Raw genomic sequence first — 13,029 nt, 5'->3', positions numbered from 1 at the left:
CGGTTCATCCCCGCGAGTGCGGGGAACAGAGCCCGATTTTTGCAACCCAACCCTAAAGAAGCGGTTCATCCCCGCGAGTGCGGGGAACAGACACGGGAAGAAGCACTGGCGCTGGCTGAAGCCGGTTCATCCCCGCGAGTGCGGGGAACAGGGTTCGCCGACAACTGAGTAATAGATGTAACCCGGTTCATCCCCGCGAGTGCGGGGAACAGGAGAGCCGCAGCATCATGGCCGCGTGGTCTGACGGTTCATCCCCGCGAGTGCGGGGAACAGGTAGTCTTTGCAGTCTCTGACCACTCAGCGCCCGGTTCATCCCCGCGAGTGCGGGGAACAGATGGAAGATTGGGCTGGCTACGTGGATCAATACGGTTCATCCCCGCGAGTGCGGGGAACAGCTTTTATTAGCGCGTCACCTCTGCTGATTGCCCGGTTCATCCCCGCGAGTGCGGGGAACAGCTCACTGTCCCGTATAGTCATCTGAAGCCCAACGGTTCATCCCCGCGAGTGCGGGGAACAGCTCAACCTCACCGAAGCGTCCTGCCCATTCGGCGGTTCATCCCCGCGAGTGCGGGGAACAGCGCTCCCAGGTTGGTGATGAGCGCCCTAAATCCGGTTCATCCCCGCGAGTGCGGGGAACAGGGTTCGCCGACAACTGAGTAATAGATGTAACCCGGTTCATCCCCGCGAGTGCGGGGAACAGTCTAATCGTACACAATTGTTTTATAAGTGAAAATAGAGAAATGGTTAATCCACCAGCGTTTTCGCCTTATTTTAGTTCATCTGTATTTTTAAAGAACACTTTGTTTTCAGCTACTTACTTTCTTGCGGTAAAAAACGTACCAACCGAAGTCCGTCGTGGTCAGTAGGAACTCGGCGGTTATCTCCGTAGGTTTGAAATTCAAAACCGGATTCGTGGTTGCAGGACCAAGCCATGGCGACATTGCCCTCTTCCGCCATGGCGTTGACCTGCTCCCAGATCATTTCGCGAATGCGTTTACTGACATCGCCAATGTACACACCGGCTCGTATTTCCAGCAGCCAAACAGCTAGCCTGCCTCTCAATCTGGGGGGTACATTTTCTGTCACCACAACGAGCATGGCCATAGGTTATTGGCTCCTGTGGCCAGAGTCGCCAATGGATGCGGGCTCAGGAATCGCGGGTGGTTGGGAATCGGGCGCCGGTTGCGGCGGCTCAATACCACCCGCATCCAGAACGTCCTCTATCAAGGGGATTAGGCGCTTTAGCAAGCGGGTCTCACGAAAGGCATCCCGGCAAGCAATCCGAACGTCACGATCCGGCTTGTGGGGTGAGGTAGCCGCAACTTTGAACGCGGCGGATACAACAGTCTCGAATTTCACCAGATCAGCAATATCATAGACAAAACTTTTGGGCTTTCCGGAGTGAAGAAAACCAATGGCAGGTGCATAACCGGCAGCCAGTATGGCGGCTTCGGTGACCCCGTAAAGGCACGCTGTCGCGGCAGACAGGCATTTATTGACCGTATCTGACGCATCCCACTTTTTCGGATCATAGCGACGCCCATTCCATTTGACGCCGTATTGCTTTGCCAGCGCCTGATAAAGCTTACGAACTCGGGCACCCTCAATCCCGCGTAGTTGGTCAATGGATCGTCGTTGAGGTGCTTCTTCACCAAAGCGAACTTCAAACATGCGACGTACCACTTTGAGTCGCAATGAATCATCCAGCGCCAATTGTGCCTGGTACAGCAATTTATCCGACCGCGCGCCGCCCGGTTGCCCGGCGGAGTATAACCGCACGCCGGCCTCTCCAGTCCAGATCAGCAGCGTGCCAACGGTTGCTGCCAATTTGATCGCTGCGTGCGACACCCGTGTGCCGGGCTCGAGCAACAGGCAAGCAACTGAGCCAACCGGAATGTGCATGCGCTCGCCGTTTACTTCATCAATAACAACGAAGGCACCATCCCGGACGTCAATTTGACCTCGCCCCACGAAAATCATCGAGACTCGGTCTTTGATCGGAATGGGTTTTAGTGGGACAAAGGACATAAGCTTCTCCGTCAGGTACGCCGTATTAGCATAAGTCCGCAGCCGAACGCTCGACTGCGCCCTAACCCTCGATACAAAATTTTCGCGAATTGTTCAGGTGCTGAGACAGTCAGAACACCTTCATAATCAGTCGATGAAAACCGAATATCCTGACCTTTACGCCGTATCGCATGTTGTCGGTAGCCTGAAATTTGCGGTTCTGCTGCGAGCTCAAATCCTGCATTTTCCGCTCGTTGCATTAGCCATGTACTTGCGGCCTTATTCATTTGTGCCTGCACGTCAGCAGCGCTAGTAACCCCAGCTTGCTTACACTGTTTTTTTGCATCCATCAAAACGTCATGACGTACTGAACGTTCACGCCCTAACTGCTTTCTGGCTATCGTGGGGTTCGCCCGTAACCGATACGCCAGTCGGTCTCCCTGCTGGAGTTTTGGCATAAAAGTTTTGGTCTCGGCCTGCAGTAGCCCTGGCACGCTGGTGGGTGGCTCCTCCGATAACACATAAAAAAGTGGAAGGCCTCGTGGATCTGAATCAGGTGAAAGTTGCTCCTGCTCAATTTCCTGACGAAATAGAAAGTTTCGTTCCTCCTGATCGGTAAACATCTGCCATAAAAGTTGATGATTACCATAGGCGTCACCTGCCATTAGGGCCAGCAATGCGTTCCGATCCAGTCCTTCCGTTGCGACTCGTACACGGGAGAGATACATTACGGCGCCTCCGTAACTCGCGCATGATGTTCCGCACGCGCTCTGAATTGCCAGCGAGCCCGGCTCACCACGTCATCTTCGGGAAAGCGGGTGTCCTGAACGTCGATATCGCCGGCCTCGCCTTCCCAGAAATAATCAACGGTGTTGCTTAGTCCCAGCCACCGGGTCTGTTCATCATGAACGGCAGAAAACCCAGACAGAAGCGCTTCAGATAAACCAACTGCCTTTACAATACGTGGCGCCAGCGGCGCGGCGAGAGGACAAGCCTTGCGGCCCAGGTAAGGCGTGAAGACAGGACAACGCAATGCATCGGCAAGTTCCGAGAGTGTCCAGTCGCTCTGCGGTGTCAATGTTACGGCTACGTACCACAGACCATCGCAGCGGTATTCTCGTCTGGAAATGATGGTATTCAAACGGTCGCTAGAAAAAGCTAGCTCCTCTTTCCGGGTCAGGTACTGCACCTTTCGATTGCGCTTTGGCACCTGGATGGTATGAAAGTCACGTATCAACGTGCCTGGAGTCATCTGCTTGACGCCAAATAGCAAAGAGTCGCCCAATGACTGCTGCCGCGGCGCATCGTCGCGGCGAATGCCCAGTGACGCAGCAATCAGGCCGATTAAGGCTGATCGGCCTGGATGGTCTGAGGTCGGGCGAGCTTCGCCAACGGCAGGCGCTCCCCAACTTGCCATCGGGCCATAAAGTTGGAAAACCAGATAGTCCACCATGCCACTTACTCCGAGCGCAGAAATTTTATAAGCTCATCGAACGTACCCTGCCCGGCATCAGCATTAATCGCATAGCGCTGATCGGCACACTCACCATAGACCCGGTCAAATTTCTCGATCTGTCCTTCAAGGCGCTGGGTGGCTTCTGCAGCCTGATCTTGGCCCTGTACTGGTTTCAGGAAAGCTACCGACAATGAGCGTGGTTGCTGCCGGCCTTTTTCTGCCATCACGTAGCTGGCGTATGCCCGGGAGCCGAAGCTGTTTTGTTTCCCGCTTGGCGCTACCTTGATTGCCGCCTCAGTAAGGGCTGCGATGGCGCGGTCTGCCAGATCGGCATTGCCACCGAGGTTGTCAACGAGCTGATCCCGGTTGATACAGAGGTAACTGTAAAACAGCCCTGCTGCGAAACCTGTTTCGCCGATATGGGCAGCACCTTTGCTTTCGTCTTGGTTTAGGTCATCGACAGCAGTGAAGTAATCATCTTCGATAACCACGGCATGAACGGTTATCGCATGAGCGACCTGACAGGCGGCCTCCACGTTAAATTCCGGTTTGCTCGCCAGCATGCGACCAAACAAAGCAACGTCCGCGGCAGATGGTTTTTTCCGAAGGAGCTTTAGTTCATCCTCACTAGGGGCTCGAGTCTCACTTATTAATTGACTGGTTAAACTTTCGACCGCCTGCCGTTCTTCTGGGCCTATGTGAGCCAACTGCTCAATTTCCACACTGTCTTTCTTTAAAGCGCCAAACACACCAGCGACTGCGCTGGCCCACTCTTTAGCGTCTTTTTCTTTCACGCCACCTTCAAGAAGCTGATTTTTTACTTCTACACCCAGCCGTTTGGTGCGGGTGCCGACGTGGCCCGCCATTGCGTCTTGAAAGAGATCAGAGGTGCGCCAGTGACGCTTAAGGCTTTGAGAAGATACCCGCAGGCGCTCGGCACCGCCCATTCGCGCGGTTTTAGGGCGCCCCAAGTCATCTCGGTTCAGGTTGGCCGGGGGGTAGGATGTAAGAAGATGAAGCTGAATAAAGGTTGTCATGGTGAGTCTCCGCTGCTCGATTTATGGTTTTGGTTATTTCTGATACTTCGCCATCGCGGTGAAGTAATCGGTTGCCCAGCGCACGGCTAGACGGTGAGTGGGCTTTGCCGCATACAACCCCTGTTTCTCGCGATGCCAGTGGAGTGTGTTGTCCGCAAGGGATAATACCGCTGCGGTTTGGCCCAACAGAGCAACCGAGCGTCGGGCGCGCCGCAAGAAACTGTCGGCGTCCGCACTTTTTTGCAGTTGTGAAAACCGTAATTCACTCACATAAGGCTTGCCGGTTTGTTCTTTCTGGCTTCCCAACGCTGTCGCAAATGGCATGTCGCTATTAGTGCGCACATCCGCTAGTACCGCTACCACCGTTGCCCAAGCGACCATATCGCCGGGGAAACCTTCCTCATGAGCACTCAAAGGCATCCAGAGCAAACGGAATCCTTCCGTCAGAAAGACCTCATCCACCGTATGGCAGCGACGCAATTCAGCACGAACGCCGCGGCTTAATGTTGTTTTGTTTCCCAACCATTCCAGTTTATTCAACAGATCCTTATTGCCTTGTAATCTTGCCCACCAGATCAACACATGGTTGCGCAGGTAATCGCTATGCAGGACTTGGTAGTAAACCTTTTTGTCGCTCATACTGGCTCCTTAAAGCATTGGGGACTGTTCGAGTTTTTCTAGCGGAGCAGCCTTGTCTAGCCCAGCCTGTTGGTGGAAATTTTTTGCGGTTTTACCGTTCTTTAGTTGGTACATAAATCGGTTGCGGGCACGGGTGATGCGCTTCATATCCAGCTCTTCGGCAGGGCCAGACAGCGCCAGGTCATCAAATACATCCATCGCTTGGCGTCGAACGTGCTTGTACCAGCGCCCTGCCAAGTCAGCGGGCAGGCGCTTTTCTTCTTGTTGCAGGATTCGGTCATTTAGTGCTGAGAGCAGGCTGTAGAACTCATGCTCAGTGCGTTCCCAAAAACGGGCGTCGATGTAGTCAAGGTCCCCTTTCGCATCAGAGGGCCGGGAAAACCACGCCTCCGTCACTTGTTTCCGCAGCTGCCAGGTGATATCACGGGCCAGGCCAATCAAATCCCGAACCCAGTCATGAAGTCGATCCTGATCGTGAAGTGGTACTGCCAGCAGTGGCATCTGCGTGCCGTACCAAGCTCGCGGTTTCATATTGTCCATGTCATAACCAAACGCCCAGATGCGGGCGACACGCGGAAGGGCGACGCCCTCGTGTTTGCCTTCATCCACTTTGTAGCTGTAGTTCAAAACAACAGGCGCCGGTAAATTGCCCTTTTCTTTCGTATCCTCCAGCACCAGAGATTCCCAATGGCGGTATCCGATACCCCCGGGTTGCCCTTTGATTGACAGGGCGGGCTCTGCGGGCTTTTTGGGGTCACGGCGATAAGGTGTTAACGGATGCTGCCACGGCCCGTCATAGTTGTTGCCATAATTCTGCGCCTTTACCGTTCGAATCACCTGTTCTGAATCGCGGCCGCAAAGATCACAGTGGCACCCGCCATTCTCGAAGATCAACCGAAACCGGCGGGGCATTGACCAGAACGGATGCAAGGGATGAACCTCATTGCTTAACGTTTTCTGGCCCTTGTCGCTGATCCGGGTCGCACCCATCCAGGGCATTAACGTAGGATCATTGGGATCAGGATCAGGGTAGCTATAACTTGCCCGATCAAGAACGTTGAGCCAAAGCTTGTGCCAGAGACTGCTGTTCGTGTCTCCAGGCAAAACCAGGGTTGTCAAAGGCCCGCCGCCCCGTAGACCGGTTCGATACCCTTTACCCCCCGACGGCGCATTGATCTGTAGAGTAAATAAAGCGATTGCAGCGCAGTCGGGGCAGAAGGTCTCGGCTCGCCCGAACTTTACAAAATGGTCGGTATTATTCTTAGTGGTCGAGACACCTGGCGCGTCGATTAACAAACTGGATGCCAAGGTTGACGACACTTTATCCAGTGACTCCTGGTCCTGCATGAACAAAGGGCTACTGCCCTCAAGTTCAAAACAACCCTTGAACCGACTGAAAGCTTCACCAAGTTGTTCTGAGGATGGCGGCGCCTGGAAGCGGTCTATCCACTCATCAATCGTCGCGGGCGCATAGGCCGTCTGGAGCAGGCCAATCAGAAACTGATAAGCCGCTCCCTGAAAGTCAGCCCGAGGCAGTGCCAAATCGACTACGGCGGGTGACGCTATGGCCGACACGGGGCGATAGGTAATTTCTCCATTTTGGCTTTTGAACGGAAGCCAGGGATCACTGAGCAAGTTCATATACGAACACCTTTGTTTTTAACTTTGTCCACAATTATTCAACGGACTTGGCTCGATGTAGCCCTAACTTAGAGTCATAGGCCATAGCTGCCAGCGATAGCTCACAAAGCCACAAACGTGAATACTTTAACGCTGGTTTAACCCCCAACAATTGTTCCCGAAGCGTCTCAAATTCGGCAGGCAACTCCGGTAAACGGCTTGCCAGGGACTGGCGGACGGTTAGCTGGCTCATTTCCCACGAATATTTTGCGGCGTCTATCCAGGGGAGCAACCTATTCTGGTCAGGATCGAGTCGCACCAGCGTTACCGTCACGCTTGGCTCATCCGAAAGGCGCGTGCCAATATCTACCTCCTCCTGCCAGCCGTTGATGGCACTGGATGGCACATAGCCTTGTTCCAGTTTCAGTGAATTAAAACGTCCCATGGCGACTTGACTCTGGCGCTCGCCTTCTTGGGCAAAATGGCTGTCCAGCAGGCCATCCGGGATATTATCCTCCGCGTCCTCTGCGTAGACCGATTCAATAAGCAAACGAGCCTGCTCCGGCATGCTGATTACGCCTTGATCAAGAAGAACCTTGAGCGTCAACCACAGTTGGCCGTGGTCGCTGTATACCGCGGCCGTACCGGGCAGAAAGCCCTGAATCCAAAACCTGTCAGGCGTTTCGGTAAAGCTGGGAGCGAGTATTTTCAGTACTGGCTTAGCACGCCCCTCGGCCCCGCCCAATTGATTACCTTGCGCGTCCCGGCAATGACGATGAAGCCGGCCGGCGCGCTGGATGAGCAGATCGATAGGGGCAAGATCAGAGATCATCACATCAAAATCCAAATCCAGTGACTGCTCGATGACTTGCGTTCCAACGAGAATTCGACCTGCCCGATTTTCGGAATTTGAACTCTTGCCAAAATAGTCCAACACTGCCGACTCAATGATTTGACGATCTGCCATCACGAATCGGCTGTGGAACAGGTGCACTTTCTCCGGTTCAGGCATGGCCTCCCATAAGCGCTCAAAAGCAGAAATAGCATCATCAACGGTGTTGCGAATCCAACAGGCGCACTGTCCCTGCTGCGCGGCCTCGATCAGAGAGGCAATCGCCGTCTCTTCATCAAAGATCTGTACGACAAAAACGTCTCTTGCAACCGTTGTGCGGGTCGCAACGGGCTGCTCCACGGTGCCCGCGCGTGAAACGTGGGTCACCAAAGGAAATGATTCAGTGTTGACCGGCGAATCAGTTTGCACCCCTAGCCCTCGCTGCCAAGCCGCCACTAACTGCTGTCGCATCCGCAACGGCAGCGTCGCCGTCAATAACACCGCACTGCCACCTTGCTGGACATGCGCTTCCAGCACAGCCGTTAACAAGGTCAGCATGTAGTCGTCACAGGCGTGAACCTCGTCAACAATCAACAGCTTATTAGCCAACCCAATCAGCCTCAGGGACTGGTGACGGAACGGCAGCAGTCCCATCAACACCTGATCGACAGTGCCCACGCCGACATCAGCCAACAAGGCTTTTTTCCGGGAATCGGCAAACCACTGGTTGCAGACCGCAGAGGCAGAGCCCTCATTAGGCCCGTAATTGGCATCTGATTCCTGTGGGGGAATGATGGAGGCACCAAATTGTTCGTTCAGTTGACGGGCGCCGTGTGCTAACACCAGGTTGGGTGTTTTATCATCAGTAAACCACCGTCGGTACACATCGGCAATGCGGGTGTACATAGCATTGGATGTGGCCATGGTCGGTAAACCAAAATAGACACCCTGAACTTGCTTCTTCTCTAACAGCCGATGAGCCAGGCTCAGCGCTGCCTCTGTTTTGCCGGCCCCGGTGACGTCCTCAAGGATAAAAAGCTGCGGTGAGTCTGCCAGCACGGCGTCCTGCGCCCATAGCTGCAACGGTGTTGGTGTAAACCCAAAGAATTGCTCGACGCCTTCAAACGCCGTTGGAGTAAGCGAATTGCTAAAACCCAGCTGTTGCAACAGTGCGTTGGCGCGCGGCAAAGCTTTACCTTGCCAGTAATCAGTCAGGTTTTCGGGCTCAGACTGGTAATGAAAAGCCTCTTGGTTTGAGCCCAGCCAATCCGCAAGTACGGCCTGGCCCGCAAGGTGCCAACTCATACGTTTCAACCGCTCCCCCCATGCCGGATCGTTCATATGATCAACAGGCCAGGCGGGCCGCAACAAATCCGCCGCCGCCAACGAAAATGCCCATGCGGCCTCCTGATCTTCATCCAGGGCGTGCTTATCCAAGCTTTCATTGCCTGAAGCGACCGGCTGACCGTGGTGACCAAACACTGCCCCCAAAAGGCACTCCAGGGCGCGACGTGCGTATCGATTGAATTCCTTTTCGATAGGCCAGTGCCATGAGCTTGCATCGCCTAACCGATCTAAAATCGTCCTTTTCCAGAACAGCATTCCCAAGGTGTCATGACGGACGTGGTACCCCATTCTTGAATCGGGCGTCACAAGGCATTCCGGCGCCGGGTTCGCCAAGCCCTGAAACGATCTGGCAAACTTGCCTAAATCATGAAGAGCCAGTGCAAAAGTAAAGAGCGACTGTAGCTGAATTGGCGACAGGTCAAGCGATTTGGCAATAGCTTGGTTGCGCGGCGTTTCGGGTGACAAAAGGTGAAAACCGACGGCCGCAACGTCCAATGAGTGAAACGGCAACAAATGGCACGGGGCGCCAGTCGCGGGGCTTGAGATTAGTGGCTTGGCTTTGCCCCAGTACCTATAATAAGTTTCTGCTGTATTTGGCATGACTTTTTCTCGACCCGCCCGAATTGTAGAGTACTTACACCCTAAATGACCTGCTGCCCCACAGAGTGCATCACTGTCTGAATCATCAGTAAATTTGTACCATCGCCCTGACCCTCTGCTCCACCTCATCTCGCAACGCAACTGGTCCAATCACCTCCACGTCTGGCCCATACTTCAAAATATCCATCACCAGTTCCCGACTATCGGCATACGGCACTTTCAGGTGAAAGCCATCATTCCGCCACCCACTGACCTGATCCGGATGCCATTGTTCATCTGCAACCCATTGGGCGGCGTGTTCATTGAATTTTAGGTGGGCAGTGTCTTGGGGCGCGCCGCCAAAGATGCCAAAGCTAGCACTGGTGAAGCCGGTGAGCTTTTCTTCCGGCAGCGCGGGGGCGGGTTCTTCGAGCACCACCGGTGCGGCGATTCGGTCTAGTGAGAACAGGCGCAGCGCGTTGGCTTGCTGACAGTGGGCAAGCAGATACCAGTTTGATCGATAATGAAGCAGGCGCTGAGGATCTACGGTGCGTTCTTTATGGCGATTATGGGTCCGGTTCTGGTAGGTAAAACGCAACTGACGACAACCGAGTGTGGCCTCGGCAACCGGGTCAAACACTTGGTGGGAGGTGCTGCGTACCTGCATAGACTGGATCAGAATGCGTTCGCTGACGCGATCGGCATCATGGCCCGCTTCACCAAGCACATTCCGTATCCGTGTTCGCAGCGGGGCGAGGCGATGTGCCATCATGCCCGGCTGCACAGACTCCAGTAACTGCTCGCAGGCAAGCAGAGCATAAAGCTCGCTGGCGTTCATCCAGAAACCCGGTAGTTCAAATACCGGGGCCGCGGGGTCATACCAATGCCCGTTGTAATCCCGGCAGTAGACAATTGGAGCTCCGAGCATATCTCTCAGATACTCAAAATCTCGGGTAATGGTATTACGAGAAGCCTCAAGTTCTTGCTGGATGCGGCGCATCGGCACTGGTCGGGAGGCGCTGCGTAGCAACTCGTGAATTCGGTAAATACGATCAATACGGCTCACAACACGATCCCTGTCATTACTGCTCCACGTCTTCCCGCGCACGGCGACAGATACTTTATACAGAGTAGTCTTGAAGGTCTGATATCGCCACCATCAGCATTTTTCAGCGACACGTTCAGAAGTTCAATTGACAGCTAGCCGATTCAGATGGCTGTCATGGATGACAAGGGGTCCACTGTATAAGGCATACACATCTCCTTTTCCGAGGGAGGCCCCATCAGCCTAGTCGTCTGATAGTTTCACCACCCTCAATCGCAGGGCGTTCGTGATGACGCTTACCGAAGACAGCGACATGGCCGCAGCCGCAATGATGGGCGACAGCAGGATACCGGCAACTGGATACAAGACTCCCGCCGCAATCGGCACGCCGACGGCGTTGTAAACGAACGCGAAAAACAGATTCTGCCGAATATTGCGCATGGTTGCTCGCGACAACTTCCGCGCTTCTACAATACCCATCAAATCGCCGCGCAAAAGGGTAATGCCCGCGCTTTCGATGGCCACGTCAGTCCCGGTACCCATGGCGATGCCAACGTCTGCGGTGGCCAAGGCTGGCGCATCGTTCACACCATCCCCTGCCATTACAACAATTCGGCCTTCGTCCTTTTTGTCCGCAAGCCAATCAGCAAAAGCGATAAAAGACAGATGATTCAGTTCTTGGGTAACGTCCTCTTTTGGCTGAAAACTACTTCAGCGCGCCTTCCACAGCGTCCAGAAAACCTGTCATATCCATCACCTGCTCTGAATCCGGGTCGACGGTCTTGCCTTTGAGATCCGCGGTAACAATACCCCTGTCGACAGTGTCGGTCAGGGCTGCTTTGAGGTTCACCGCGTATTTGGCCAGGGGTGCGTTGCCTTCGCGCTCGCCCAGGTATTCCAGAGCGTTAGCGAGTGCGAAAATCAGGGCAGAGGGATTAAAGTGGGCGTCGCGGCCGTCGCTCGCCAGATATTTCAGGTAGAGGTCATGGGCGGTGCCGTGGGGCGCTTCGAACAGCATGGTACCATCTTTGCTCTCAATGATGGAGCTGGCAGTGGCCAGGCTGCCGCCGAGAGCAGCGGAGATGTCCGAGAAGATATCGCCGTCCAGATTCTGGGACGGATAGAGCGCATTTCTCGGGGGATCGGTGATCATCTTCTTGAGCTGACTGGAGGGCCGCATGATCATGAAAGACGGCGGTGGCGTGTGCTCCCGTGCCAGTTCCCGCCGCACTTCGGTGATAACATTACTGAAGACTTCGTCGTATTCCATGTACTCGCGTTTAAGGCCGAAGTAGACCTCTTTGTTCTTGCGGGAAGCGTCGCGAAACACCTGTGCCACCCAGTCCTTGATGGCTTCATGGTCATTGGACATGAACAGTATGGGGTCGCCGTTACTGACACGCCGTGCGTGTTTCTCTTCGCCGTCGACAATCACTTTGAGGATGCCATCTTCCTGCGCCGGCATGTTGAAACTACCATACTGGTCGCCACCGCCGGCGGTCATGCGGGAAATAGACACATGGGCACTGCGAACGGGAATACCGACCTCTCGCAGCTGATTGACCAGTTTTAGCAGCTTACGCCCGGTGGTGTTGTCAGGCACGCCCCAAAGCGCGCGCTTTGGCGGGTTAGAGACGATACGTGCAGCCTGTGCGTCGATGAGTTCGTAGTGGTAGCTCAACCCCAGGGCGTTGATTTTCTGCCGGTAGTCGCTTTGGTAGATGTCTTCAATCACCGTTCGCATGGCGCCGTCGTAGCCGGGGATAACGGTGTCTTTCAGGCCCAGATAAACATCCCGTTTCTCGTTAATAGCACGCTGAAAAAAGCGGTGAGCCCAGGCTTTAACGTCTTCAACATCGTTGGTGGCCAGCAGCCAGGGATCGCCCTTGTGGAGATCACGGCGGTGCAGCTCTACCGGGTCGCCGCTGCTGCCCACAAACATCAGCTTGACCACGCCTGTGGCTTGGGACAGCTGGTTGAAGCTGTCTTTAATGCCGCCGCATTCCATGGTATCCACTTCAATATCGCGGCCGATCCAGTCCGGACGGCTGATCTTGAGGTTGCGAAACTGGATGTCTTCGCGGGTTATATTGCCGCTGATGCCCTTGCGAATGGCACCGTTAGGAGATTTGGTGGCCAGGGGATGAAGGTTGCTAGAGTCCACACTTGGGTGCTTGTGAAGCAGTTCTTCCAGTTGCTGGCGGTTAACGGTCATGCCGGCGTTCTTTACCCCCACACCATGGCGCTTTAGGGCATCAATGGCATCAATCACCACTTGGCCGTTGGTTAGCAGGCGGTATTCCGCGGACAGGTCGATTTCCTCAAGCTGGATTTTCAGGCGCGCGGTCACGAATTTTTTTAGAATCTGCTCGAAAGCAACCTGAGCCATTTCATCGCCATGGAGGATGACCAAAGGCGACGTTACATTAATCCTGCTGTCCATAGATTACTCTCCGCGGTATTGGCA

10 protein-coding genes, 1 pseudogene and 1 CRISPR repeat array (1 of these 12 only partly in view) are annotated in these 13,029 nt (G+C 54.5%); all 11 genes and pseudogenes read right to left on the bottom strand.

Annotation, left to right across the window (positions count from 1 at the left end):
• Positions 1 to 700: direct repeats of the CRISPR family, unit length 29 nt; unit sequence CGGTTCATCCCCGCGAGTGCGGGGAACAG; it reaches 1,709 nt to the left of the window's first position.
• Positions 701 to 810: 110 nt separating this feature from the next.
• The 11 genes and pseudogenes from cas2e to MIH18_RS01420 all read right to left on the bottom strand — a co-directional run bounded on the left by cas2e (position 811) and on the right by MIH18_RS01420 (position 13,005).
• Positions 811 to 1,104, bottom strand: a complete 294-nt coding sequence (gene cas2e, locus MIH18_RS01470) for a type I-E CRISPR-associated endoribonuclease Cas2e (RefSeq protein ID WP_249013694.1) — start codon at positions 1,102 to 1,104, stop codon at positions 811 to 813.
• Between the two features lie 3 nt (positions 1,105 to 1,107).
• Positions 1,108 to 2,028 carry a type I-E CRISPR-associated endonuclease Cas1e gene (gene cas1e, locus MIH18_RS01465; RefSeq protein WP_249013693.1) on the bottom strand — a complete coding sequence of 307 codons (921 nt, stop codon included), beginning with the start codon at positions 2,026 to 2,028 and terminating at the stop codon, positions 1,108 to 1,110.
• An 11-nt stretch (positions 2,029 to 2,039) separates the two neighbouring features.
• The gene (cas6e, locus tag MIH18_RS01460; RefSeq protein WP_249013692.1) at positions 2,040 to 2,735 is read right to left on the bottom strand and encodes a type I-E CRISPR-associated protein Cas6/Cse3/CasE; all 696 of its coding nucleotides are present in this window, start codon (positions 2,733 to 2,735) and stop codon (positions 2,040 to 2,042) included.
• Positions 2,735 to 3,460, bottom strand: a complete 726-nt coding sequence (gene cas5e / locus MIH18_RS01455; RefSeq protein ID WP_249013691.1) for a type I-E CRISPR-associated protein Cas5/CasD — start codon at positions 3,458 to 3,460, stop codon at positions 2,735 to 2,737. The genes cas6e and cas5e overlap by 1 nt, the downstream gene beginning before the upstream one ends.
• Positions 3,461 to 3,465: 5 nt before the next feature.
• A complete protein-coding gene (gene cas7e / locus MIH18_RS01450; protein WP_249013690.1) occupies positions 3,466 to 4,500 on the bottom strand; it encodes a type I-E CRISPR-associated protein Cas7/Cse4/CasC in 1,035 nt (344 codons plus the stop codon).
• A gap of 33 nt (positions 4,501 to 4,533) precedes the next feature.
• Positions 4,534 to 5,139 carry a type I-E CRISPR-associated protein Cse2/CasB gene (gene casB, locus MIH18_RS01445; protein WP_249013689.1) on the bottom strand — a complete coding sequence of 202 codons (606 nt, stop codon included), beginning with the start codon at positions 5,137 to 5,139 and terminating at the stop codon, positions 4,534 to 4,536.
• A 9-nt stretch (positions 5,140 to 5,148) separates the two neighbouring features.
• Positions 5,149 to 6,780 carry a type I-E CRISPR-associated protein Cse1/CasA gene (gene casA / locus MIH18_RS01440; protein ID WP_249013688.1) on the bottom strand — a complete coding sequence of 544 codons (1,632 nt, stop codon included), beginning with the start codon at positions 6,778 to 6,780 and terminating at the stop codon, positions 5,149 to 5,151.
• 34 nt (positions 6,781 to 6,814) lie between these two features.
• The gene (gene cas3 / locus MIH18_RS01435; RefSeq protein WP_249013687.1) at positions 6,815 to 9,688 is read right to left on the bottom strand and encodes a CRISPR-associated helicase Cas3'; all 2,874 of its coding nucleotides are present in this window, start codon (positions 9,686 to 9,688) and stop codon (positions 6,815 to 6,817) included.
• Positions 9,624 to 10,583: a YafY family protein gene (locus tag MIH18_RS01430; protein WP_249013686.1), complete on the bottom strand. Its 960-nt coding sequence runs from the start codon at positions 10,581 to 10,583 to the stop codon at positions 9,624 to 9,626. Before MIH18_RS01430 ends, cas3 begins: the two co-directional genes overlap by 65 nt.
• Before the next feature lie 222 nt (positions 10,584 to 10,805).
• Positions 10,806 to 11,189 (bottom strand): annotated as a pseudogene (locus MIH18_RS01425) (HAD-IC family P-type ATPase); the annotation flags it as partial.
• 79 nt (positions 11,190 to 11,268) lie between these two features.
• The gene (locus MIH18_RS01420; RefSeq protein WP_249013685.1) at positions 11,269 to 13,005 is read right to left on the bottom strand and encodes an isocitrate/isopropylmalate family dehydrogenase; all 1,737 of its coding nucleotides are present in this window, start codon (positions 13,003 to 13,005) and stop codon (positions 11,269 to 11,271) included.
• Positions 13,006 to 13,029 lie beyond the last annotated feature (24 nt).

The organism is Marinobacter sp. M3C (assembly GCF_023311895.1).
GTDB lineage: Bacteria > Pseudomonadota > Gammaproteobacteria > Pseudomonadales > Oleiphilaceae > Marinobacter.
The sequence above is the reverse complement of the archived record's forward strand: the minus strand, read 5'-3'. Positions and strand labels throughout refer to the sequence as shown.

Bases quoted from the DNA above. Each gene is read 5' to 3' on its own strand.
- cas2e (WP_249013694.1), bottom strand. From the start codon at position 1,104: ATGGCCATGCTCGTTGTGGTGACAGAAAATGTACCCCCCAGATTGAGA.
- cas1e (WP_249013693.1), bottom strand. From the start codon at position 2,028: ATGTCCTTTGTCCCACTAAAACCCATTCCGATCAAAGACCGAGTCTCG.
- cas6e (WP_249013692.1), bottom strand. From the start codon at position 2,735: ATGTATCTCTCCCGTGTACGAGTCGCAACGGAAGGACTGGATCGGAAC.
- cas5e (WP_249013691.1), bottom strand. From the start codon at position 3,460: ATGGTGGACTATCTGGTTTTCCAACTTTATGGCCCGATGGCAAGTTGG.
- cas7e (WP_249013690.1), bottom strand. From the start codon at position 4,500: ATGACAACCTTTATTCAGCTTCATCTTCTTACATCCTACCCCCCGGCC.
- casB (WP_249013689.1), bottom strand. From the start codon at position 5,139: ATGAGCGACAAAAAGGTTTACTACCAAGTCCTGCATAGCGATTACCTG.
- casA (WP_249013688.1), bottom strand. From the start codon at position 6,780: ATGAACTTGCTCAGTGATCCCTGGCTTCCGTTCAAAAGCCAAAATGGA.
- MIH18_RS01420 (WP_249013685.1), bottom strand. From the start codon at position 13,005: ATGGACAGCAGGATTAATGTAACGTCGCCTTTGGTCATCCTCCATGGC.